Origin of the sequence: Miltoncostaea marina (assembly GCF_018141525.1) — a bacterium.
In the GTDB taxonomy this organism is placed as follows: domain Bacteria; phylum Actinomycetota; class Thermoleophilia; order Miltoncostaeales; family Miltoncostaeaceae; genus Miltoncostaea; species Miltoncostaea marina.
Genome location: NZ_CP064655.1, coordinates 1,511,101 through 1,532,765, shown reverse-complemented (window position 1 = coordinate 1,532,765; position 21,665 = coordinate 1,511,101). Strand labels below are relative to the sequence as shown.

The window sequence follows — 21,665 nt, the reverse complement described above, 5'->3', positions numbered from 1 at the left end:
CCTCCTACCTGCCGAACTCGGCGCCCAGCTCCGGATCGATCCTCAGCTCACCGCGGATCCGCGCCCCCCGCCCGAACGCGCGCCGCTCGGCCGCCCGGGTGAAGCACTCGCGGCTCGGGCACGTGTAGAGCCCGCGGCCGCCGAGCCGCGCGCGGTCGTCGCGGACCAGGCGATGGGCCGTCCCGTCGGGGACGGCCGCGAACCGGGCCAGCGACGCCTTCGCCGTCCGGAGCCCGCAGCCGAGGCAGCGGCGCTCCGGCACGTGCCGGGCGCGATGCGTCAGATCCCTACCCCCTGTCGTCCTCCTCCGCAGGCTCCGCCCCGCTCGCCGCCGCCCCGACGGGGGCCTGCTCCGACACGCGCTCGAAGCCCTTGGCCGTCGCCGACTCCTCGATCTCCTCGGGCGTCAGCTGGCGGCCGAGGGACGACTCGAGCTCCGCGAGGCGGGCGTGCGCGGGAAGCGCACAGTAGCGCGTCGCGGGGACCGCGGCGTTGGGGCAGCGCTTGCCGGTGCGCAGCATGGCCGCGCAGCGCGACACGCCGGCCTCCGTCTCGTCGCCGTACTCGTCGCTCTCCTCCTCGCGGGCGAAGGTCGACTCGCTCTTGATGTCGATGTGCCAGCCCGTCAGGCGCGCCGCCAGGCGGGCGTTCATGCCCTCGCGGCCGATCGACAGGGAGAGCTGGTCGTCCGGCACGATCACCGTCGCCTGGCGCCCCTCGTCGTCGACGAGCACCTCGCGCACGCGCGCCGGCGAGAGCGCCTTGGCGACGTAGCGGGCGGGCTCCTCGTTGAACGGGATGATGTCGATCTTCTCGCCGCGCAGCTCCGAGACCACCATGCGCACGCGCGAGCCGCGCGGGCCCACGCAGGCGCCGACCGGGTCGACGCCCTGCACGTGGGAGACCACCGCGATCTTCGAGCGCCAGCCCGGCTCGCGGGCGACGCCCCGGATCTCGACCAGGCCGTCGGCCATCTCGGGCACCTCGAGCTTGAACAGCTCGCGCACGAGCTGGTCCGAGCGGCGGCTCACGATGACCTGCGGGCCCTTCGTGGAGTGGCGCACCTCGATGATCACGGCCTTGATGCGGGCGCCGTGGTCGTAGCGCTCGTTGTGGACCTGCTCGCTCTCGGGCAGCAGCGCCTCGACGCGGCCGAGGTCGACCAGCGTGTAGCGGGAGTCGGACTGCTGGATGATCCCGGTCACGACCTGGCCCACGCGGTCGACGTACTCCTCGTACATCATCTCGCGCTCGGCCTCGCGGATGCGCTGCAGGATCACCTGCTTGGCGGTCTGCGCGGCGATGCGGCCGAAGTTGTCCGGCGTGACGTCGACGACCTCGATCTCGTCCTCGGAGTAGGCGTCCCAGTCGATGTCGGGGGGCGGCGGCTCGTACTCGGCCGGGTCGACGCCCTCCGGGATGACCGGCTCCTCGCGCGGCAGCACGCGCAGCTCCTCGCCCTCGGGCAGCAGCACCTGCCAGACGCGCATCTCGCCGGTCTCCCGGTCGATGTCGACCCGCGCGAACTCGGCGGGGTCGGGCGTCTTGCGGTACGCGGCGAGCAGCGCGTCCTCGAGCGCGACGATCAGAGTCTCGGAGTCGATCCCCTTCTCGCGCTCGATCTGCTTGATGGCCTCGATGATCTCTCGGTTCACGCCACGTCCCCCCAGACGAACTGACCGGCGCCGGGCTCGCACGCCCGGCCCGCCACAACCACCCGGCACACCCTCGTCGTCACGCCTCCGCCTCCTCGAGCGCGTTGGCGCGGCGAACCCGGTCCAGCGGGATCTCCACCTCCCCCTCGGCGGCGCGCACGCGGACCGCCTGCTCGCCCGCGTCCACCAGGGTCCCCGTGACCGTGCGGGCGTCGCCGTCGATCTCGGCGCGCACGCGCACCCGCCGGCCCACCGCGCGCCGGAAGTGCTCCGGCCGGCGCAGCGGCGGCTCGGGGCCCGGCGACCAGACCTCGGCGCCGTAGTCCTCGAGCAGCCCCGCGTCGTCGAGCGCCGCCGTCACCGCCGCGCACAGGTCGTGGTCGACGCCGTCGGGATGGTCCACGACCAGGCGCATCATCCCGCCCTGCGCGGGCAGCACGGTGAAGTCGAGCAGGTCGACCGCGGGCATGGCGTCGGCCAGCGCCGCCTCCACCCGTCGCTCGATGTCGCCCGCCTTCACGATGCGCCTCCCTCGACCACGTCGCGCACAAAAAAGGTGGGTTCGTCACCCACCTCCCGTCGCCACCGTCACAGAATCCCTCGCGGAGCACATGACGATAGCACTCCGGACGGCGCGGGAGCGCTACGCGGCGGGCCCCGGAGCGGCCCGCCGGGGCGCCGCGAGCCCGGCGCTGTCGAGCACCAGCGTGACCGGGCCGTCGTTCTCCAGGCTCACCGCCATCGCCGCCCCGAAGCGGCCGCGCGCCACCGGCACGCCGTGGCCGGCGACCGCGGCGGCGTACGCCTCCACCAGCGGCGCCGCCACCTCCGGGGCGGCGGCGCGCGACCACGACGGGCGGTTGCCGCGGCGCACGTCGCCCAGCAGCGTGAACTGGCTCACGCACAGCAGCGCGCCCCCGGGGAGGTCGGCGAGGGCGCGGTCGAAGGGCCGGTCGCCGTCGCCGAACAGCCGCAGCCGCACCGTCTTGGCGGCGAGCCGGCGGGCGTCGTCCGGCCCGTCGCCCTCCGCCACCCCGACCAGCGCGAGCAGGCCGGCGCCGATCGCCCCGACCTCCTCCCCGCCGACCTCCACCCGGGCCCACCGCACCCGCTGCAGCACCACGCGCACCGGCCGATCGTACGCGCGCCGCGCGGGTAGCATCGCGGCGTGACCGGGGCGGACGCCATCGCGGGGCACCTCGCCGAGATCGGCCTCGACGCCGAGCGGCGCGGCCCGCGCGAGTGGGCGGTGCAGGTGCCCTGCAGCAAGCGCGGCGCGGTCGGCGTGCTGCTGCGGGCCCGCGAGCGCACGCTCTCCATGCAGGCCTTCATCATGCGCGGCCCGGACCGGGCCCACGAGGACGTCTACCGGCGGCTGCTGCAGAAGAACCTCGCCACGCGACACTGGCGCTTCGCGATCGACGCCGTCGGCGACGTCCACGCGCTGGCCGACGCGCCGCTGGCGGCGCTCGACGGCGACCTGCTCGACGGGCTGCTCGGCGCCCTCTCGGCCCTGGTGGACGAGACCTACGAGAGCATCGTGCGCACCGGCTTCGACGTGCCCGAGGGCACGGAGTTCCGGCCGCCCCCCGGCGCGGGGACCGACTAGCCGGCCGGCGGCGGCCCCGAGGGCTCGTCGAGCCCGGTGCCGAACAGGCGGGCCAGCCGGTAGTGGCGCTTCGCGGCGGGGTCGCCCAGCCGCGACAGCGAGCGCGCCAGCCCGTAGTGGGCGTAGCCGTCGGTGGGGTGCAGCTCCACGGCGACGCCGAACTCCTCGGCCGCGCGCCGGTAGCTGCGCGCGGCCAGGTAGGCGCGGCCGAGCGCCTCCCTGATCGAGGCCTTGTCCGGCTCGAGCGCCTTCGCGCGCTCGAGGGCCACGGCCGCCTGCCGGAACTCCCGCACCTCCAGCAGCCACCGGCCGTTGCAGAACGCCTCGTAGGCCTCGCTGCCGCCGTTCACCGGGTCACCGTAGCGCGCCCGTGCCGACGGAGCCCCGCGACGGCGAGCAGCCGCGCACGCAGCGGCGCGCGCCGGCGGATGGCGCGCCGCAGGCGCGCCGCCTCGCGCCACGCGGCGGCCCCCGCCCCCGCGGGCGGGGGCTCGGGGCCGAACCGCGCGACGGCGGCCCGCCGGTAGAGGGCGGACGGGTCGACGCCCGAGGCCGCCCGGATCGCCGCGGCGCGCTCGCTCGGGGCGGCCGCCGGCGACGGCGCCCACCCGAGCGGCGCGATGGCCGCCTCCAGGTCCAGGGCCGCCGCCACCACGCGCTCGCGCTCGCCGCCGCGCCGGCGCGCGGCGGCGCGGCGGGCGCCGCGCGCGGCCGCCGGCGCCAGCCCGAGCGCCCCCGCGCCCGCGACGGCCCACCACCACGGCGAGGGCCCGCCGCCCCCGCCCGCCGGCGCGGCCGCCGCGTCGGGCGCAGCGGCGTCCCCGGCGTCGCCCGCCGCGTCCTCCTGCGGCGCGGCGGCGGTCGCCGGCGACCCGTCCTCTTCGTCCGCCGCCGGCGGCGCCACGGCGGTCTCGGCGATGCCGCCCAGGTCGACGTCGATCGGGGTCGGCGAGTAGTCCGGCGACGACACCGACGCAGGGTTCGCCGACGAGCGCCCCGGCGTGGGGTCGAACGCCAGCCAGCCGTGGCCCGGGAACCAGACCTCCACCCACGAGTGGGCGTCGCGGTCGAGCACCACGTAGCGCTCCTCGCCGGGATCCCAGCGCCCGCCGGTGTAGCCCACCGCCACCCGGGCCGGGATGCCGAGCGAGCGCAGCATCACGCCCATCGCGCCGGCGAAGTGCTGGCAATAGCCGCGCCGGCTGCCGAACAGGAACTCCTGCAGCGGCGGGGGGTTCCGGACCGCGCCGCCGTACGCGTCGGCCGCCAGGTCGCGCGGGCTGGGCGGGCGCTCGTCGTAGCGGAAGCCTCCGCGCCGCAGGAACGACTCCAGGCGGTTGACGGCCGCGTACGGCGACGGCGCGTCGCCGGCGACCTCGAGCGCGAGCGCGCGGATGCGCTCCAGGTCGCCGAGGCCGCCGACGCCCCGCGCCGGGCCCCCGGGGCCCCAGAGCGGCACCCGCACCTCGCGCATCCAGGGCGCGCCGCGCAGGCCGGTGGCGCCCTCCGGCGCGCCGGCGCCCGCGTAGCCGGCCTCGCCGAGCGCCGACGGCGTCGGCCGCGCGACGCGGGTGCGGACGGTGTAGCGCGCGCCCGGGCCGACCGGCGAGGCGAGGCGCACGGCGTCGCCGATCGTGTCGGCCGTGCCCTCGAAGTCGCCGGCGATCCACCGCGGGTGGCCCGACACGGGCAGCACCGCGGTGCGCAGCCCGACGAGCGTGACCCGCTGGGTGGCGTGGTCGCGCTCGTCGCCGGGCGCCTCGTGGTCGTCGACGCTGATCAGGCCGGGGCCCGAGGCGAGCGGACGCGAGGTGGACGGATCGGCGATCGAGAACGCGACGCCGTCGAACTCGTCGAGCCCCACGGCGCGCAGCGGCCGGGGACGGTCGGCGTCGACCGTCATCGCGACCCGCGGCGTCTCGGGCCAGTCGAGCCGGCCGTAGGACTGGCGCAGGTCGAATCCGCTCGCGCCGGCCTCCGCGCGCGCGCCGACCTCCCAGTCGCGCCAGGCCCACCACCCGTCGCCGGCGGCCGCGGGGCCGGCCCCGAGCCCGGCGGCGAGCGCCACCGCCGCCCCGCCGATCGCGAGCGCCCCGCCGGCCCGCCGCAGCGCGCCGCCCGCCGGCGCGTCGTCAGCGCCCGCCAGCGCGAGCACCGCCGTCAGCGCGGCCAGCGCCAGGGCCCCCGTCGCGGTGCCGGAGGCCGGCGGCTCCACGGTCCAGCGGTAGGCGAGGCCGACCCCGACGGCCACGAGCCCGGCCACCGGCCGCCGCCGGGCCAGGATCTGCCACGTGGCGACGGCCACCAGCACGGCGAGCCCCACGTCGAGCAGCGCGACGAGCGCCGGGGTCGCGGCGGGCTCGACCGGCAGGCCGGAGCGCCAGCCCTCGGCCAGGCCGTCGGGCAGCAGGCCGCGCAGCGGCCGCCAGGCCGCGGCGTCGAAGGTCAGCAGGCCCCAGGGCGACACGCGGGCCGCCATGGCCGGCACGACCAGCGCCGCCACGGCGGCGGCGGCCGCGACCGCCGCCGCCCGGCGGCGCGGCAGCAGCGAGGCGAACGCCGGCAGGGCCGCCGCGGCGCAGAGCGCGACGAGGTGCCCGGCGCCCACGCCGCGGTACAGCCCCGCCCAGGCGACGCCCAGCACGGCGGCCGCCACCGCCGCGGCGGCGGCCGACCCGGCGCGGGCGCTAGGCGGCACGGCCGGCGGCCCCCCGGCCGGCGCCGAGCGCGCGGGCCACGTCGTCGCGGCCGTGCACCACGACCACCTCGGCGCCGGCGGCGGCGAGCTCGTCGGCCGCGGCGGCGGCCGGGCCCACCAGCACCGCGAGCACGCCCACGCCGCGCGCCCGGGCGCGCGCCACGGCCGCAGCGAGCCCGGGGGCGGCCCCCGCGGTCACGACCGCCGCCGCCGCCGGCGCGTCCGGCCCGCCGGTCTCCGCGGCCAGGGCCACCGCGACGGGGCGCTCCCCGCCGGGCGCCACGCGCGCCAGGGCCACCTCCGCGACGGGCCAGGTCGCGCGCCCGGCCGGCAGCCGCACCGGCGCGGCGCCCGTGTGGACGAGCGCGAAGGGGTCGCGGCGGGCGTCGAGGTGCCGGCAGAGGGCGGCGGCGGCGACCACCGCCGTCTCGAAGGCCTCCCCGGCAGGCGCCGCGCCGTCCAGCAGCACCAGCCCGGCCCGCGGCGCGGCCTCCGGTGCGTGGAGCTCCTTGGTCTGGAGGCGCCCGCGCTTGGCGGTCTGGCCCCAGTGGACCAGCGACAGGGGGTCGCCCTCCCGGTAGTCGCGCACCCGGTCGAGCTCGCCGAAGCCGGCCAGCGGGGCGCGGCGGCGCCCCGCCCCGCCCGCCGCCCGGGCCCCGCCGGCGGCGCCCCCCAGCGCCGGCGCCGCCGGCACCACCAGCAGGGGCGTCCCCTCCCCGGCCGAGCGCTCCCCGCGCGCGAGGCCGAACGGGTCGCGCACCCGGACGCGCGCGGCCGGCAGGCGGTGGTCGCCGCGCGCGCCGCGCACCCGCCAGGCGCCCCGGCCCAGGGGGACGGGCGCGCGCCGGCCGCCCGCGGCGCCGATCCCGGGATCGAGCCCCGTCTCCAGCAGCCGGTCGAGCCCCAGGCGCACCGGCCAGCCGCCGAGCGCCAGGCGCACCACCACCGGCTCGCCGGCGCGGGCGCGCGCGGGCTCGACCGAGCGGCGCAGGCGGAGCCCGCGCGCGGCGGACCAGACGAGCGCCGTCACCAGCAGCGGCAGGGCGAGCATGCCGGCGCCGAGGGTCGCCAGCGGCCCCGTGCCGAAGCCGCGGCTGGCGAGGATCGCCGCCGCGCCGGCCCCGGCCAGGCCGAGCGCCCGCCCGGAGGGGCCGGCGGTCACAGCGGGACGGGCACCGCGTCGAGGGCGTCGCGCACGACCTCGGCCGCCGCCGCGCCGCGCGCCGCGGCCTCCGGCGAGAGGATGATGCGGTGCCCGAGCACCGGGTGGGCCAGGTCGCGCACGTCCTCGGGCAGGGCGTAGCCGCGCCCGGCGAGCACCGCCCGGGCCCTCGCCGCCCGCAGCAGCGCGAGGCCGGCGCGCGGGCTGGCCCCGAGCTGCACCCGCGGGTCGCGCCGGGTGGCCCCGACGAGCGCCACCACGTAGCGCGCCAGGGCCGGGTCGACGTGCACCCGGTCGACCACCGCGCGGGCCGCCATCACCCCCGCCTCGTCGGCCACCGGCCGGACCGCCTCGAGCGGGTCGTGCGCCGCCAGGTCGAGCAGCATCGCGGCCTCGTCGGCCGCGGGCGGGTAGCCGATCGCCACCCGCACCGCGAAGCGGTCGAGCTGGGCCTCGGGCAGCGGGAAGGTGCCCTCGTACTCGACCGGGTTCTGGGTCGCCACGATCATGAACGGCAGCGGCAGCGCGCGCGTCTCGCCGTCGACCGTGACCTGCCCCTCCTCCATGCACTCGAGCAGCGCCGACTGCGTCTTGGGCGAGGCGCGGTTGACCTCGTCCACCAGCACGACGTTCGCGAACACGGGGCCGGGCCGGAAGCGGAACGCCGCGGCGTGCTGGTCCCAGACCGTGACCCCGGTCACGTCGGCCGGCAGCAGGTCGGCCGTGCACTGCAGGCGCGAGAAGCCGCAGCCGGCCGCACGGGCGAGGCTCTTGGCGAGCACCGTCTTGCCCACGCCTGGGACGTCCTCGATCATCACGTGGCCGCCCGACAGCAGCGCCACCACGCACACCTCGATGGTCGCGCGCGGCGCGCGGAGCAGGCGTCGGCGAGCGCGCCGGCGAGCGCGGAGGCCCGGCCGAGCTCGTCGGCCGGGGGCGACGGGGTGGCGACGGACGACGACGTGCCCCGAGGGTAGCCCACCGCCCGCGGCGGGCGACGGGCCCGGGGCGGAGCCCGGCGGACGGCCGCGGGCGCGCCCGCCGGCCCGGCGCGCCCCTACGCCGGCAGCAGCGGCACCACCGCGTCGAGGATGCGCTCGGCGCAGGCCTCCTTGCTCATGCGCGGGAGGGTCTCCTCGCCGTCGGCGCCGATGATCGTGATCTCGTTCTGGGCGCTGCCGAAGCCGATGCCGTCGACCGAGACGTCGTTGTGCACGATCAGGTCGAGGCGCTTGCGCACGCGCTTGGCGCGGGCCCGCTCGAGCCCCGCCGCCCCGTGCTCGGCGGCGAAGCCCACCACCACCTGCTGCGCCCGCCGCGGCGCGAGGTCGCCGAGGATGTCGGTCGTCGGCTCCAGCTCGATGGCGAACGAGCCCTGGGCCGACTTGTCGATCTTCCCGGCGCGCGAGGCGCCCGGGCGGAAGTCCGCGACGGCGGCGGCCATGACGAGCACGTCGCAGCCCGCGAAGGCGTCGAGGGTCGCCCGGTGGAGGTCGGCGGCGGTCGGCGCCTCCACGTAGCGCACGCCCGGCTCGCGCGGCAGCTCGACGTTCGAGGCGAGCACCGTCACCTCCGCGCCGCGGCGGCGGGCGGCCGCCGCGATCGCCCAGCCCATGCGCCCGCTGGAGCGGTTGCCGACGTAGCGGACCGCGTCGATCGGCTCCCGCGTGCCGCCGGCGCTCACCACCACCCGCCGCCCGGCCAGCGTGCCGGCGCCGGCCAGGCGCGCCTCCACGGCGTCGGCGATGTCGCCGGGCTCGGCGAGGCGGCCGACGCCCACGTCGCCGTCGGCCAGCAGGCCGGTGCCCGGCTCCACCACCCCCACGCCCCGGTCGCGCAGCAGGGCCAGGTTGTCGGCGGTGGCGGCGTGCAGGTACATGCGCGTGTTCATGGCCGGGGCCACGAGCACCGGGCCGTCGAACGCCAGGTGCACCGCGCCCAGCAGCCCGCCGGCCATGCCCGCCGCCATGTGGGCGAGCGTGTTCGCCGACGCCGGGGCCACGAGCAGCAGGTCCGCGCGCCGGGCGAGGTCGAGGTGGCCGTAACCGGGGCTGCGCTCCGCGCCGAACATGTCCGTGCCGACCGGGCGGCCCGAGAGCGCGGCGAACGTGGCCGGGCCCACGAACCGCTGCGCGGAGCGGGTCATCACCACCGTCACCGCGTGACCGCGCCGCTGCAGGATGCGCATCACGTCGATCGCCTTGTACGCGGCGATGCCGCCCGAGACGCCGAGCAGGACCTCAGCCATCGCACAGCGCGCGGGTCACCACGGCCTCCAGGTCGTCGATCGCCGTCGGGATGTCCCGGTTGACGACCGTGTGGTCGAACTCGTCGCGCGCCGCCAGCTCGACGCGGCTGGTCTCGAGGCGCGCGGCGATCTCCTCGGCGGTGTCGGTGGCCCGCCGCGCGAGGCGCGCGTGCAGCTCCTCGAGCGACGGCGGGCTGATGAACACCGACACCGCGCCGGGGATGCTCTCGCGCACGGCGCGCGCCCCGGCCAGCTCGATCTCGACGATCGGCGCCCGGCCGGCGGCGAGGATGCGGTCGATCTCGGAGCGCAGCGTGCCGTAGCGGTTGCCGGCGTAGACCACGTGCTCCAGGAACTCGCCCGCCCGCGCCCGGCGCTCGAACTCGTCCGGGTCGAGGAAGTGGTAGTGGACGCCGTCGCGCTCCCCCGGCCGGATGCGCCGCGTGGTGGCGGAGATCGCGACCTCGAGGCACGACAGGCGCGGCAGCACGCCGGCGATCAGCGTGCCCTTCCCGGCGCCGGACGGGCCCGACACGATGATCACGCGCGGGCGGTTCACGCGCGACTGCTCGCTAGCGGCGCAGCAGCTCCAGGAGCTCCGACCGCTGCCGGTCTGAGAGGCCGCCGATGGTCTTGCCCTGGGAGATCCGGCAGGTGTTGAGGAAGCGGGTGGCCTTGACCTTCCCGTACTTCGGCACCGCCATGAGCATGTCGAAGACCTTCGCGGTCATCACGAAGTCGGGCGGCTGGTCGATGACCTGTGTGATCGAGGCGCGCCCGGCCTTCAGGTCCTTCTTGAGCTGCGCCCGGCGCGAGCGGATCTCGTTCGCCCGGCGGAGGGCCTCCATGCGCTGGTCCAACGATCGCTCCGGCGTCTGGGACGCGGGCTTGGAGGTCGAGGTCGTCGTCGCCATCGCGGCGCCATTCTAGGTTCGCCGTCGCGGCGGAAGCAAGGGCGTCTTTGCAGCGGTTTTACGTCGAATTCACGCTCATAGCAGGGAGAGTCACACCTGCAGAAGGCTCATAGCGCCTCATGCTCAGGTCGAGGTCGAGACGACCACGGCGCCCGGCCGGAAGGCCCGCCCGGCGCGCATCGGCAGGCCGGCGTCCTGCAGCGCCCGCGGGGCCGCGCCGGGCGGCCGGGCGATCGCGGCGCCGGCCGCCTCGGCCGCCTCGATCGTGGTGATGTACGGGATGCCCGCGCGCACGGCCGCCGCCCGGATGCTCGAGCCGTCGGTGCGCGCCCCCTGGCCGCCGCGCGGCGTGGTGACGACGAGCGCGACGTCGCCCCGGGCGATCAGGTCCGCGATGTGCGGCGAGCCCTCCGAGACCTTGTTGACCCGCCGCACCGGGATGCCCGCCGCGGCGACGGCGGCCGCCGTGCCGGCGGTGGCGATGACGTCCAGCCCCGCGCGGGCCAGCCGGGCGGCGAGCGCCACTGCGCGCGGCTTGTCGCGGTCGCGCGCCGACAGGACGACCGCGCCCGACGACGGCAGCGCCTGGCCCGCCCCGCGCTGGGCCTTCGCGAAGGCCTCGGCGAAGCTGCCGCCCAGGCCCATCACTTCGCCGGTGGCGCGCATCTCCGGGCCGAGCACCGGGTCGGCGCCCGGGAAGCGGGAGAACGGCAGCACGGCCTCCTTCACCGCCACGTGCCGCGCCGGGGCGGCTGCCGGCAGCCCGAGGTCGGCCAGGGAGGCGCCCAGCATCAGGCGGACGGCGTGACGCACCAGCGGCACCCCGGTGGCCTTCGCGACGAACGGCACGGTGCGCGAGGCGCGCGGATTGGCCTCGATCACGTGGATGCGCCCGTCGCGCACGGCGTACTGCACGTTCAGCAGCCCCACCACCCCGAGCGCCGCCGCGAGCGCCGCGGTCTGCTCCTCGAGCTCGGCGATCAGGCCCGGGCCCGCGCTCTGGGCCGGCAGCACGCAGGCCGAGTCGCCCGAGTGCACGCCCGCGGCCTCCACGTGCTCCATCACCGCCGCCGTCCAGCAGTCGGCGCCGTCGGCGAGCGCGTCGACGTCGAGCTCGACCGCGCCCTCCAGGAAGCGGTCCACCAGCAGCTGCCCGGACGGCCGCTCGCGCTCGAGGTAGGCGCGCAGGGCCTCCGGCGAGTCGCAGACGGCCATGGCCCGGCCGCCCAGCACGTAGGACGGGCGCACCAGCACCGGGTAGCCCACCTCGGCCGCCGCCGCGGCGGCCTCGTCCGGCGTCGCGGCCACGGCCCACGGCGGCGCCTCCAGGCCCAGGCGCGACAGGAGCGCGCCGAAGCGGCCGCGGTCCTCCGCCAGGTCGATCGCCTCGGGCGGCGTGCCCAGGATCGGCACGCCCTCGTCGGCCAGCGCCCGCGCCAGGCGCAGCGGCGTCTGGCCGCCGAGCTGGGCGATCACCCCGCGGGGCCGCTCGGCCTCGCAGATGTCGAGCACCGAGTCGAGGGTGACCGGCTCCAGGTAGAGGCGGTCGCTGACGCCGTGGTCGGTCGAGACCGTCTCGGGGTTGCAGTTGACCATCACCGCGGCGTGGCCCAGCTCGCGCGCCGTCTCGGCCGCGTGCACGCAGCAGTAGTCGAACTCGATGCCCTGCCCGATCCGGTTGGGGCCCGAGCCCAGCACGACCACCGCCTCGCGGTCGTCGCGTTCGAGCTCGCTCTCGGTCTCGAAGGCCGCGTAGTAGTACGGCGTGCGCGCGGCGAACTCGGCACCGCAGGTGTCGACCGCGTGGTAGGTCGGCCGCACGCCGAGCGCGCGCCGGCGCCGCCCCACGGCCAGCTCGTCGGCCCCCGCCGCGGCGGCGACGTCGCGGTCGGAGAGCCCGGCGCGGCGCGCGGCGCGCAGGGCGGCGCCGTCGAGCTCCTCCAGCGGGCGCGCCACCCCGGCGCGCGCCCGGGCGAGCGCGGCGAGCTGGGCGACGAACCAGGGGTCGATCGACGTGGCCGCCACCACGTCGGGCTCGGCCGCGCCGGCCCCGAGCGCCCACATCAGCACGTCGTAGCGGTCGGCGGACGGGGTGCGCAGGCGCTCGAGCGCCTCGGCGACGCCGGCCGGCTCGCGGGCCGGCACGTCAAGCTCCCGCCCGGCCATCGCCTTGCCGAACGCCTGGCCGAACGTGCGGCCGAGGGCCAGCACCTCCCCCACGCTCTTCATGTGGGTGGTCAGCTCCGCCGAGGCGCCGGGCACCTTCTCGAACGCGAACCGCGGCATCTTGACCGCGACGTAGTCGAGCGTCGGCTCGAACGAGGCCGGCGTGACGCCCGTGATCTCGTTGGGCAGCTCGTCGAGCGTGTACCCCACCGCGAGCCGGGCGGCGATCTTGGCGATCGGGAAGCCGGTCGCCTTCGAGGCGAGCGCCGACGAGCGCGACACGCGGGGGTTCATCTCGATCACCACGAAGTCGCCGGTGGCGCGGTCGAGGGCGAACTGCACGTTGGCGCCGCCCGTCGACACGCCCACGGCCCGGATGACCGCGAGCGCGGCGTCGCGCAGGCGCTGCAGCTCGGGGTCGGTGAGCGTCATGACCGGGGCGACGGTCACCGAGTCGCCGGTGTGGACGCCCATCGGGTCGACGTTCTCGATCGAGCAGACGATCACCGCGTTGTCGGCGACGTCGCGGACCACCTCGAGCTCGATCTCGGCCCAGCCGAGCACCGACCGCTCCACCAGCACCTGGCCGATCGGGCTCGCGTCGAGCGCGGTCGCCAGGCGCGCGTCGAGCTCCTCCGGCGTGTGGGCCGCGCCGCCGCCCTCGCCGCCGAGCGTGAAGCCGGGGCGCAGGATGACCGGCAGGCCGAGCTCGGCCGCGGCGGCGCGGCCGCCCGCCAGATCGGTCACGATCCGGCTCTCCGGCACGGCCAGGCCGGCGGCGGCCATCGTGTCGCGGAACACCTCGCGGTCCTCGGCGCGGCGGATCGCGTCGACGTCGGCGCCGATCAGCTCGACGCCGTACCGGTCGAGCACGCCGGCGGCCGACAGCTCCATCGCCAGGTTGAGCGCCGTCTGGCCGCCGAGCGTCGGCAGCAGGGCGTCCGGCCGCTCGGCGGCGATCACCGCCTCCACCGCCTCGGCGTCGAGCGGCTCGACGTACGTGCGGTCGGCCACCGAGGGGTCGGTCATGATCGTGGCCGGGTTGGAGTTGACCAGCACCACCCGGTAGCCCTCGGCGGTCAGCGCGCGGGCGCCCTGGGTGCCCGAGTAGTCGAACTCGCCGGCCTGGCCGATCACGATCGGGCCCGAGCCGAGGATGAGGATCGTGCGCAGGTCGTCGCGGCGCGGCATCAGCGGCCCCCGCCGATCGCGCCGACGAACTCGCGGAACATGTAGCGGGCGTCGCGCGGCCCCGGGCTGGCCTCGGGGTGGTACTGCACCGACCAGGCCCGCAGCTCCGGCGCGGCGATCCCCTCCACGGAGCCGTCGAAGAGGCTCGTGCGCGTCACCTGCACCCCGTCCGGCAGGCCCTCCGCGACCACCGCGTAGCCGTGGTTCTGCACCGTGATCTCCACCCGCCCGTCGTCGCTGCGCCGCACCGGGTGGTTGGCGCCGCGGTGGCCGAAGGCCAGCTTGCGCGTCTCCAGGCCGAGCGCCCGGGCCAGCATCTGGTGGCCCAGGCAGATGCCGAACACCGGCACCTGGCCGAGCAGGTCGCGCACCGCGCCGACCACCCCCTCCACCGCCGCCGGGTCGCCGGGCCCGTTGGAGACGAACACGCCGTCGGGGTCGCGCGCCAGCACGTCGTCCGCCGATGTGCCCGCCGGCACCACGTCCAGCCGGCAGCCGGCGCCGGCGAGGCCGGCCGCGATGCTGCGCTTCATGCCGCAGTCGATCGCGACCACGCGCGGGCCGTCCTCGCCCAGCAGGCGGGCCGGGCCGGCGGCCTCGCCCGCGAGGTCGCGGCCGTCGAGCGGGGGGTGCTCGCGCACGCGCGCCAGCAGCTCCTCCGCGCCGAGCTCGGTGGAGACGCCGCCGCGCATCGCGCCCGCGTCGCGCAGCCGGCGCACCAGCCGGCGGGTGTCGCAGTCGTCCACCGCCACCACGCCGCGCTCGCGCAGCCAGGTGCACCAGCCGACCGGGCCGGCGGCGCCGGGGGCGTCGCCCGCGCTCGCCATCACGACGGCGCCGGCCCACGGGCGGTCGCTCTCGTCGTTGGCGGGCCCCGTGCCGTAGTTGCCGATCATCGGGGCCGTGAAGGCGAGGATCTGGCCGAGGTAGGACGGGTCGGTGACCGCCTCCTGGTAGCCGGTCATGCCGGTCGTGAAGACCATCTCCCCCAGGCCGGTGCCCGGCGCGCCCACGCTGCGCCCCTCGAGGACGAGGCCGTCCTCGAGGGCGACGATCGCCCCGCTCACCGCACCAGCTTCGAGATCGCCTTGAACTCCGCCGTGCCGGCCTCCTCGAGCATCTCGAAGAGGGCCATCTCGCTGGAGGTGACGTGCGCGCCGGCCGTCGCCATGCGCTCCAGCGCCAGCCGCGCGTTCTCGGGGTCCCGCGACGAGGTGGCGTCGGCGGCCACGTGCACCTCGAACCCGCGGTCGAGCAGGTCCAGCACCGTCTGGTTGACGCAGACGTGGGCCTCGATGCCGGCCACCACCCACGCGGGGCAGCCCGCGGCCTCGACCGCCTCGTCGATGCCCTGCACGCCGCAGGCCGAGAAGCGGACCTTCTCGACCGGGATCGTCCCCTCGGGCAGCCGCCCGGCGACCTCGGGCACCGTGGCGCCGAGGCCCTTGGGGTACTGCTCGCTCGCGACCACCGGGCGGCCGAGGATGCCGAAGCCCTCGGCCAGCAGGCCGCACGCGGCGGCCGTCCGGTCGAAGCGGTCGATCACCGGCCGGAAGCCCTCCTGGACGTCCACGACGATCAGGCCGGTCCGCTCGCGGCGCAGCAGCGCCGGGTGCCGCTGGATGACTACCTCCGCCATGCGATCCGACCTCCCGCGATCGTGAGCTCCACCCGTCCGCGCAGCTCCTCGCCGAGCCACGCCGAGTTGCGCGACTTGCTCTGGAACGGCTCGTGCCCCACCACCACCCGCGCCGCCGGGTCGATCAGCGCGACGTCGGCCACCGCGCCGTCGGCCAGCGAGGGCGCCGGCAGGCCGAGCACGCCCGCCGCGTCGGCGCCCATGCGGCGCACGAGCGTCGCGAGCGGCAGGGCGCCGGTCTCCACGAGGTGGGTGTTGCAGACGGCGAACGCCGTCTCGAGCCCCGTGATGCCGAACGGCGCCTCCTCGAACGGCACCTCCTTCTCGTCGGCGTCGTGCGGGGCGTGGTCGGTGGCCACGCAGTCGATCGTGCCGTCGGCGAGCGCGGCCACCAGCGCCAGCCGGTCGGACTCCTCGCGCAGCGGCGGGTTCATCTTGTGCCGCGCCGGGTCGAGCGAGGCGATCGCCTCGTCGGTCAGCGTGAGGTGGTGCGGCGACGCCTCGCCGGTGACGCGCACCCCGCGCGCGCGGGCCCGGCGGATCTCCTCGACCGTCTCGGACGCGGACACGTGGCAGATGTGGATCCAGCCGCCCTCGTACTCGGCAAGGGCGGCGTCGCGCGCCACCGCGACGCTCTCGGAGATGGAGGGGATGCCCTGCAGGCCCAGGCGGCTGGCGACCGCGCCCTCGTGGGCGACGCCGCGGCCCGACAGGCTCGGGTCCTCCTCGTGCAGCACCAGCGGCAGCCCCGTGATGCGCTGGTACTGCAAGGCCCGGCGCATGACCTCGGCGTCGGCCACCGGGTGGCCGTCGTCGCTGAAGCCCACCGCGCCGAGCTCGGCCAGCTCGGCCTGCTCGGTCAGCTCCCGCCCCTCCTGGCCGACGGTGATCGCCGCCAGGAAGCCCACCCGCACGGCGGCCTCCTGCTCCCCGCGCTCCAGCAGCGCGCCGAGCACGGCGGCCGTGTCGACCACCGGCGAGGTGTTGGGCATGGCCACGATCGTGACGAAGCCCCCCGCGGCGGCCGCCCGCGTGCCGGTGGCGATGTCCTCCAGGTCCTCGCGGCCCGGCGTGCGCAGGTGCACGTGGGGGTCCACGAAGCCGGGCACGACGAGCCGCCCCTCGGCCTCGACCACCTCCAGGCCGTCCGGGTCGCCGCCGATGACGCCGTCGCGGACGACGAGGTCGCGCACCTCGTCGATGCCGGCGAGCGGGTCGAGCACGCGGGCGCCGCGGATGACCAGCGAGGCCGCCGGTCCCGGGCGCTGCACCAGCCGGACCGCCATCAGACGGCCACCGCGCCGATGGGCGCGCCGGCCGGCTCGGTGCTGCCGGCGGGCCCGGCGAGCAGGTCGTAGAGCACCGCCATCCTCACCACCATCCCGTTGGCCGCCTGGCGCTCGATGAGCGTGGCGGGGTCGTCTGCCAGCTCGCCCGAGATCTCCACGCCGCGGTTGATCGGGCCGGCGTGCATGACGCGCTGGCCGGGGCGCAGCCGCGCGTGGTTGATCCCGTAGGTCATCGCGTACTCGCGCAGCGACGGCACGAAGCCGCCGGGGCCCATCCGCTCGAGCTGCATGCGCAGCACGTAGACGACGTCGGCGTCCGCGATGTCGCGCACGTCGGTCGAGGTCGTCACGCCGAGCGCGGCCTCGGCGTCGCGCGGCAGCAGGGTGGGCGGGCCGATCAGCGAGACCCGGGCGCCCATGGTCTGGAACCCGCGCACGCCGGAGCGCGCCACCCGCGAGTGGGCCACGTCGCCCACGAAGGCGACGTGCAGGCCGTCGAGCGGCCCCACCTCCCGCTCGATCGTGTAGAGGTCGAGCAGCGTCTGGGTGGGGTGCTCGTGCTTGCCGTCGCCGGCGTTGATGACCGCCGCGTCGGTGTAGCGGGCGGCCATCTGGCAGGCCCCCACCGACTGATGGCGGATCACGATCACGTCGGGCAGGTACGACGAGAGCGTGATCACCGTGTCCTTCAGCGTCTCGCCCTTCTCGACGCTCGAGCCGGAGCCCTTCACGTTGACCACGTCCGCCGACAGGCGCTTGCCGGCCAGCTCGAACGACGTGGAGGTGCGCGTGGAGGCCTCGAAGAACATGTTGATGATCGTGCGGCCGCGGAGCGTCGGCACCTTCTTGATGTCGCGCTCCATGACCTCGGCGAAGCGGTTGCCGACCCGCAGGATGCGCGCGATCTCGGCCCGGTCGAGGTCGGCGATGGTGAGCAGCGAGCGGCGGCTCACGGCGTGCCCCTGACGCCCGCGGGGGTCTCGAGCACCACCTCGTCCACCCCGTCGATCTCGCTCAGGTGCACGGCGATGCGCTCGTCGCGCGAGGTCGGCAGGTTCTTGCCGACGTAGTCCGGGCGGATCGGCAGCTCGCGGTGGCCGCGGTCCACCAGCACGGCGAGCTGCACCATCGCCGGGCGGCCGTAGTCGAAGACCGCGTCGATCGCGGCGCGGATGGTGCGGCCGGTGAACAGGACGTCGTCCACCAGCACGACCGCGCGGCTGGAGACGTCGAAGTCGAGGACCGTGTCGCCCACCACCGGCAGCGCGCCGCGGCGCGCGTCGAGGCCGACGTCGTCGCGGTAGAGCGCGATGTCCACGGTGCCGACGGCCGGCTCGGCGCCGGCGAACTCGCCGATCAGCCGGGCGAGGCGGTCGGCCAGGGGCACCCCGCGGGTGTGGATGCCGACCAGCGCGAGGCGGTCGGGCTCCGCGTGGCGCTCCACGATCTCGTGGGCGATGCGCGCGACCGTGCGGCGGACCTGGTCCTCGTCGACCAGGATCTTGCCCGCCACGGCGCTAGGTGCGCTCAGCGAACGGGGCGCGGGCGCAGCGTGAGTTCATCGTCGCTCCTTCTCGGCCTCTCGGACCGGGTTAAAGGGTGGACCTCGTGCACCGTATCAGGTGCCCTCGACGGCCTCCTCGGCACCCCCCGCCGGGGCCGCCGCGACCTGCGCCTCGGGCGCGGGCGGCCGCGCGCGGTCGCGGGCCGGGTGCAGCACCGGCGGGCCGCGCTCGGGCAGCGGCACCTCGACCGCGTCGAAGTCGCGCGGCACGACCGTGCGCGCGAAGGCGGCGGTGGCCTCGGCGCGCAGGTCGCGCGGCGCGTACCGGCTCGACAGGTGGGTCAGCGCCAGCAGGGCCACGTCGGCCTCGCGGGCCAGCTCGGCGGCCTCGCGGGCGGTCGTGTGGCGCGTCTCCCGCGCCCGGTCGCGGTCGGCGTGGAGGAACGTCGCCTCGTGCACGAGCAGGGCCGCGCCGCGCGAGGCCTCCAGCACGGCGTCGCACGGCTCCGTGTCGCCCGTGATCACCACGGTCCGTCCCGCCCGGGGCGGCCCCAGCACGTCGGCCGGCCGCACGGTGCGGCCCCCGGCGGCGGTCACCTCGCCGCCGCGCTGCAGCACGCCGAAGTCCGGGCCCGGCGCCACCCCGAGCGCCGTCGCCGCGGCCACGTCGAACGAGCCCGGCCGCTCCGCCTCCACGAGCGCGTAGCCGAGCGAGGCCACCGAGTGACGGGTCGGCACCGGGTCGATCCGGTAGCCGTCCCCCTCCCAGGCGGGGTCGCTGTCGCCCCGCTCGATCTCCTCCAGCACCACGTCGAAGGGCAGCCGCCCGACCACCGGCCGCAGCACCTCCATCAGCCGGTCGAGCCCGGCCGGCCCCACCAGGTGCAGCGGGCGGTCGCGCCCCCGCAGGCCGTACGTCTTGAGCAGCCCGGGCAGGCCCAGCACGTGGTCGGCGTGCATGTGGGTGAGCAGGATCAGATCGACGTCGACCAGGCCGATCCCCGCGCGCAGCAGCTGCCGCTGGGTGCCCTCGCCGCAGTCCACGAGCCAGCGCTCGCCCCCGCGGGCGACCAGCGTCGCGGCCACGCCGCGCGCCGCGGTCGGCACGGAGGCCGCCGTGCCGATGAACGTCACGGAGAGGTCCACGGCCCGAAACCTACCCCCGCGCGGGGCGCCGCCCGCGCACGAGCCCGTCCGCCAGCGGCCCGGCCGGCGCGTCCACCGCGAGGAAGCGCACCCGCGGCGCGGCGCCCCCGCCGCCGGCGGCCGGCCCGGCCTCCAGCTCGGCCATCGTGCAGCGCGGCTGGCGGCGGCGGTCGGTGGGGCTCCCGGGGTTGACGATCGCGAAGCCGTCGGCGGCGACCTCCCACAGCGGGATGTGCGAGTGCCCGAACACGACCGCCGCCGCCCCCGGGAAGCGCCGGCGCAGGCGCGCGAGCCGCCCCGCCTCGGGGCCGGCGTCGTGCACCACCCCCAGCCGCACCCCCGGCGCGAGCTCGACCTCGGCGGTCTCGGGCAGCGCCGCGCGCACCGCGGCGTCCTCCACGTTGCCGCGCACGCCGACCACCGGCGGCCCCACCGCGCGCACCAGCTCGACCGCCGCCATGTCCGACCAGTCGCCCGCGTGCACGATCAGGTCGGCCGCCCGCAGGCGCTCGAGGCAGGCCGGCGGCAGGGCCCTCCCCCGCCGCGGCATGTGGGTGTCCGAGATGAGGGCGACCCGCGCCATGCGGGGAGATTGCCCGGCCGGCGGGCCGCCGTCGCGCGATCCGATGCGACTTCGGCGCCGCAGACAGCTAACCTGTCGGCCGAGCGCGCGTAGCTCAGTGGATAGAGCGCTGGCCTCCGGAGCCAGAGGTCGCAGGTTCGAATCCTGCCGCGCGTGCTTGCCGAGGACCCGCCGACGCGCGGGCGCCCGCCGCCCGGCCCGCCCCGCCGGCGCCGACGGCAGGCCTCCGGCCGGGCGCCGGCGGGCCTCGCCGGGTTCTGCCAGCCGGCCGGGAGGGAGCGCGACATGAGCGACGAGGGGTTCGTCATCGACCACGTCATCCTCGGCGTGGTCGACATCGACGCGGCGTCCGAGCGCCTGCGCGAGGAGCACGGCCTCGGATCGGTCCCCGGCAGCATGCACCTCGGCGGCACCAGCAACCGCATCGTGCCGCTCGGCCCCGAGTGCTTCCTGGAGCTGCTCGGCATCGAGGACACCTCGAAGGACGACGGCCGCTGGCTCGAGGCCACGCTGCGGGGCGAGGACCGGGTGCTGTGGTGGTGCCTCGGGGTCCGCGACCTCGACGACACGGCGGCCCGGCGGGGGCTGCCCATCCGGGTCGGCCAGGCGAGGAACGCGGACAGCGACACCCTCACCTTCCGCAGCGCCGGCATGCCGCAGTACCCGCTGCCCTTCTTCCTCGAGCTCATCGAGGAGCCGGAGCGGCGCCATCGGATCCAGGCCGAGCGCTACGCCGCCGCCGGCCACGCGTGCGCGCCGACCGGCTTCACCTGGGTGGAGGTCGGCGACCACCAGCCCGTGCTCGAGGGCTGGCTCGGGCCCGACCACGGCCTGCCCGTGCGGTACGCGCCCGGCACCGGCCCCGGCATCCACGCCTGCGGCATCGCGACCTCCGACGGCGAGATCGCGCTCCGGTGAGCGGCCGGGGGCGCACGACGTCGGCGGCCGGCGGCGCCACCGCGCCGCAGGGGTTCACGGAGGGCGCCGTCACCTACGACGAGGCCGTGCGGCACAACATCGCCGGCTCCGACCGGCTGGTCATGTCGCTGCCGGACGGCGACCACCGGCGGGTGCTGGACGTCGGCTGCGGGACCGGCTGGACCTCGGCGGCCATGGTGCGGCGGTTCCCCGTCGAGGAGATCGTCGGCGTGGACGCCTCGGAGGGGATGCTCGAGCGGTTCGCCGCCAAGCTGGGGAGCGAGTTCCCGGACGTCCGCGTCGAGCTGCGCCACGAGGACGTCATGGCGATGGGCGTCCCCGACGGCGGCTTCGACGCGGTGCTGTGCGCCATGGCGCTGCACTGGTTCCCCGACACGCCCGGGGCCGTGGCCCGGATGGCCCGCGCCCTGCGGCCGGGTGGGGTGATGGGCGTCCTGACGGCGGGCCGCGGCGGCGAGGACGCCTGGCGCGAGCTGCTCGAGCGGGTCGGCGCGCCGGCGGACTGGACCGGCTGGTTCGCCGCCAACCAGCGGGACGTCGACGAGATCGCGGCCGACCTGCGCGCCGCCGGCCTCGAGCCCCTCGACGTCTGGATGGAGCGGCGGCGGCGGCACACCGACCCGGACGCGTTCATGGCCCGCACGCGCGCCGTCGCCGCCCACCTGCTCGGCAACCCGCCGGGCGGCTTCAGCGAGCTGGACCGGCGCATCGAGCGGGCGCTGCACGACGCGGCCGGCCCCGACGGGTTCGCCTACGACTACTGCAAGCTCTACGCGATCGCCCGCCGGCCCGGAACCGGCCTCGGACGGGGGGACGCCGCGTAGGGGCCCACCCCGCGCCGACGCGTCCCCGATCGGCCGACACCCCGGCCGGGGGACCGGGGCGCGCACCGCGGGCGGGATCGGGGGACGCCCCGGGCCGG

General features: G+C 77.2%; 22 protein-coding genes and 1 tRNA gene. 4 read left to right on the top strand and 19 right to left on the bottom strand.

Features of this window, described 5'->3' with window-relative positions; all coding sequences use genetic code 11:
- Window positions 1-4 precede the first annotated feature (4 nt).
- The 4 genes from ITJ85_RS07705 to dtd form a co-directional block, all read right to left on the bottom strand.
- Window positions 5-262: a YlxR family protein gene (locus tag ITJ85_RS07705; protein WP_217915774.1), complete on the bottom strand. Its 258-nt coding sequence runs from the start codon at window positions 260-262 to the stop codon at window positions 5-7.
- Between the two features lie 25 nt (window positions 263-287).
- The gene (nusA, locus tag ITJ85_RS07700) at window positions 288-1,655 is read right to left on the bottom strand and encodes a transcription termination factor NusA (RefSeq protein ID WP_217915773.1); all 1,368 of its coding nucleotides are present in this window, start codon (window positions 1,653-1,655) and stop codon (window positions 288-290) included.
- A gap of 79 nt (window positions 1,656-1,734) precedes the next feature.
- Entirely contained in the window at window positions 1,735-2,175 is a 441-nt protein-coding gene (locus tag ITJ85_RS07695) for a ribosome maturation factor RimP (protein ID WP_217915772.1), read from the bottom strand.
- 123 nt (window positions 2,176-2,298) lie between these two features.
- Window positions 2,299-2,784: a D-aminoacyl-tRNA deacylase gene (dtd, locus tag ITJ85_RS07690; RefSeq protein ID WP_217915771.1), complete on the bottom strand. Its 486-nt coding sequence runs from the start codon at window positions 2,782-2,784 to the stop codon at window positions 2,299-2,301.
- Window positions 2,785-2,823: 39 nt separating this feature from the next.
- Here dtd and ITJ85_RS07685 point away from each other — a divergent pair, with 39 nt between their 5' ends.
- Entirely contained in the window at window positions 2,824-3,264 is a 441-nt protein-coding gene (locus tag ITJ85_RS07685; RefSeq protein ID WP_217915770.1) for a YbjN domain-containing protein, read from the top strand.
- Here the strand turns inward: ITJ85_RS07685 and ITJ85_RS07680 are convergent.
- The 15 genes from ITJ85_RS07680 to ITJ85_RS07610 all read right to left on the bottom strand — a co-directional run bounded on the left by ITJ85_RS07680 (window position 3,261) and on the right by ITJ85_RS07610 (window position 19,804).
- Complete coding sequence (locus ITJ85_RS07680; protein ID WP_217915769.1) at window positions 3,261-3,614, bottom strand: tetratricopeptide repeat protein; 354 nt, start codon at window positions 3,612-3,614, stop codon at window positions 3,261-3,263. The genes ITJ85_RS07685 and ITJ85_RS07680 overlap by 4 nt on opposite strands.
- The gene (locus tag ITJ85_RS07675) at window positions 3,611-5,962 is read right to left on the bottom strand and encodes a transglutaminase TgpA family protein (protein ID WP_217915768.1); all 2,352 of its coding nucleotides are present in this window, start codon (window positions 5,960-5,962) and stop codon (window positions 3,611-3,613) included. Before ITJ85_RS07675 ends, ITJ85_RS07680 begins: the two co-directional genes overlap by 4 nt.
- Entirely contained in the window at window positions 5,952-7,124 is a 1,173-nt protein-coding gene (locus tag ITJ85_RS07670; protein WP_217915767.1) for a DUF58 domain-containing protein, read from the bottom strand. The genes ITJ85_RS07675 and ITJ85_RS07670 overlap by 11 nt, the downstream gene beginning before the upstream one ends.
- Window positions 7,121-7,966, bottom strand: a complete 846-nt coding sequence (locus tag ITJ85_RS07665) for an AAA family ATPase (RefSeq protein ID WP_217915766.1) — start codon at window positions 7,964-7,966, stop codon at window positions 7,121-7,123. Before ITJ85_RS07665 ends, ITJ85_RS07670 begins: the two co-directional genes overlap by 4 nt.
- A 215-nt stretch (window positions 7,967-8,181) precedes the next feature.
- Entirely contained in the window at window positions 8,182-9,372 is a 1,191-nt protein-coding gene (gene coaBC / locus ITJ85_RS07660; protein WP_217915765.1) for a bifunctional phosphopantothenoylcysteine decarboxylase/phosphopantothenate--cysteine ligase CoaBC, read from the bottom strand.
- Complete coding sequence (gene gmk / locus ITJ85_RS07655) at window positions 9,365-9,931, bottom strand: guanylate kinase (RefSeq protein ID WP_217915764.1); 567 nt, start codon at window positions 9,929-9,931, stop codon at window positions 9,365-9,367. Before gmk ends, coaBC begins: the two co-directional genes overlap by 8 nt.
- Before the next feature lie 13 nt (window positions 9,932-9,944).
- Window positions 9,945-10,286, bottom strand: coding sequence for an integration host factor, actinobacterial type (mihF, locus tag ITJ85_RS07650; protein WP_217915763.1), 342 nt, complete (start codon window positions 10,284-10,286; stop codon window positions 9,945-9,947).
- 123 nt (window positions 10,287-10,409) lie between these two features.
- Window positions 10,410-13,643, bottom strand: coding sequence for a carbamoyl-phosphate synthase large subunit (gene carB, locus ITJ85_RS07645; RefSeq protein ID WP_217915762.1), 3,234 nt, complete (start codon window positions 13,641-13,643; stop codon window positions 10,410-10,412).
- Entirely contained in the window at window positions 13,643-14,710 is a 1,068-nt protein-coding gene (gene carA, locus ITJ85_RS07640; protein WP_217915761.1) for a glutamine-hydrolyzing carbamoyl-phosphate synthase small subunit, read from the bottom strand. The genes carB and carA overlap by 1 nt, the downstream gene beginning before the upstream one ends.
- Complete coding sequence (locus tag ITJ85_RS07635) at window positions 14,707-15,282, bottom strand: isochorismatase family protein (RefSeq protein ID WP_217915760.1); 576 nt, start codon at window positions 15,280-15,282, stop codon at window positions 14,707-14,709. The genes carA and ITJ85_RS07635 overlap by 4 nt, the downstream gene beginning before the upstream one ends.
- A complete protein-coding gene (locus ITJ85_RS07630) occupies window positions 15,270-16,568 on the bottom strand; it encodes a dihydroorotase (RefSeq protein ID WP_217915759.1) in 1,299 nt (432 codons plus the stop codon). Before ITJ85_RS07630 ends, ITJ85_RS07635 begins: the two co-directional genes overlap by 13 nt.
- Complete coding sequence (locus tag ITJ85_RS07625) at window positions 16,568-17,524, bottom strand: aspartate carbamoyltransferase catalytic subunit (RefSeq protein ID WP_217915758.1); 957 nt, start codon at window positions 17,522-17,524, stop codon at window positions 16,568-16,570. Before ITJ85_RS07625 ends, ITJ85_RS07630 begins: the two co-directional genes overlap by 1 nt.
- Entirely contained in the window at window positions 17,521-18,084 is a 564-nt protein-coding gene (gene pyrR, locus ITJ85_RS07620) for a bifunctional pyr operon transcriptional regulator/uracil phosphoribosyltransferase PyrR (protein ID WP_217915757.1), read from the bottom strand. The genes ITJ85_RS07625 and pyrR overlap by 4 nt, the downstream gene beginning before the upstream one ends.
- A 105-nt stretch (window positions 18,085-18,189) precedes the next feature.
- A complete protein-coding gene (gene rnz / locus ITJ85_RS07615; RefSeq protein ID WP_217915756.1) occupies window positions 18,190-19,221 on the bottom strand; it encodes a ribonuclease Z in 1,032 nt (343 codons plus the stop codon).
- Between the two features lie 10 nt (window positions 19,222-19,231).
- A complete protein-coding gene (locus ITJ85_RS07610) occupies window positions 19,232-19,804 on the bottom strand; it encodes a metallophosphoesterase family protein (protein WP_217915755.1) in 573 nt (190 codons plus the stop codon).
- 83 nt (window positions 19,805-19,887) lie between these two features.
- Between ITJ85_RS07610 and ITJ85_RS07605 the strand changes: the two genes are divergently transcribed.
- From ITJ85_RS07605 to ITJ85_RS07595, 3 genes are all read left to right on the top strand, one after another.
- A tRNA-Arg gene (locus ITJ85_RS07605) sits at window positions 19,888-19,960 on the top strand.
- A 129-nt stretch (window positions 19,961-20,089) separates the two neighbouring features.
- The gene (locus ITJ85_RS07600) at window positions 20,090-20,722 is read left to right on the top strand and encodes a VOC family protein (protein WP_217915754.1); all 633 of its coding nucleotides are present in this window, start codon (window positions 20,090-20,092) and stop codon (window positions 20,720-20,722) included.
- Entirely contained in the window at window positions 20,719-21,567 is an 849-nt protein-coding gene (locus ITJ85_RS07595) for a class I SAM-dependent methyltransferase (protein WP_217915753.1), read from the top strand. The genes ITJ85_RS07600 and ITJ85_RS07595 overlap by 4 nt, the downstream gene beginning before the upstream one ends.
- The last annotated feature ends 98 nt before the right edge of the window (window positions 21,568-21,665 follow it).

What these genes read in the sequence shown, in the direction of transcription:
- ITJ85_RS07600 (WP_217915754.1), top strand. Translation starts at nt 20,090, where the DNA reads ATGAGCGACGAGGGGTTCGTCATCGACCACGTCATCCTCGGCGTGGTC.
- mihF (WP_217915763.1), bottom strand. Translation starts at nt 10,286, where the DNA reads ATGGCGACGACGACCTCGACCTCCAAGCCCGCGTCCCAGACGCCGGAG.
- ITJ85_RS07630 (WP_217915759.1), bottom strand. Translation starts at nt 16,568, where the DNA reads ATGGCGGTCCGGCTGGTGCAGCGCCCGGGACCGGCGGCCTCGCTGGTC.
- ITJ85_RS07610 (WP_217915755.1), bottom strand. Translation starts at nt 19,804, where the DNA reads ATGGCGCGGGTCGCCCTCATCTCGGACACCCACATGCCGCGGCGGGGG.
- coaBC (WP_217915765.1), bottom strand. Translation starts at nt 9,372, where the DNA reads ATGGCTGAGGTCCTGCTCGGCGTCTCGGGCGGCATCGCCGCGTACAAG.
- carB (WP_217915762.1), bottom strand. Translation starts at nt 13,643, where the DNA reads ATGCCGCGCCGCGACGACCTGCGCACGATCCTCATCCTCGGCTCGGGC.
- ITJ85_RS07635 (WP_217915760.1), bottom strand. Translation starts at nt 15,282, where the DNA reads ATGGCGGAGGTAGTCATCCAGCGGCACCCGGCGCTGCTGCGCCGCGAG.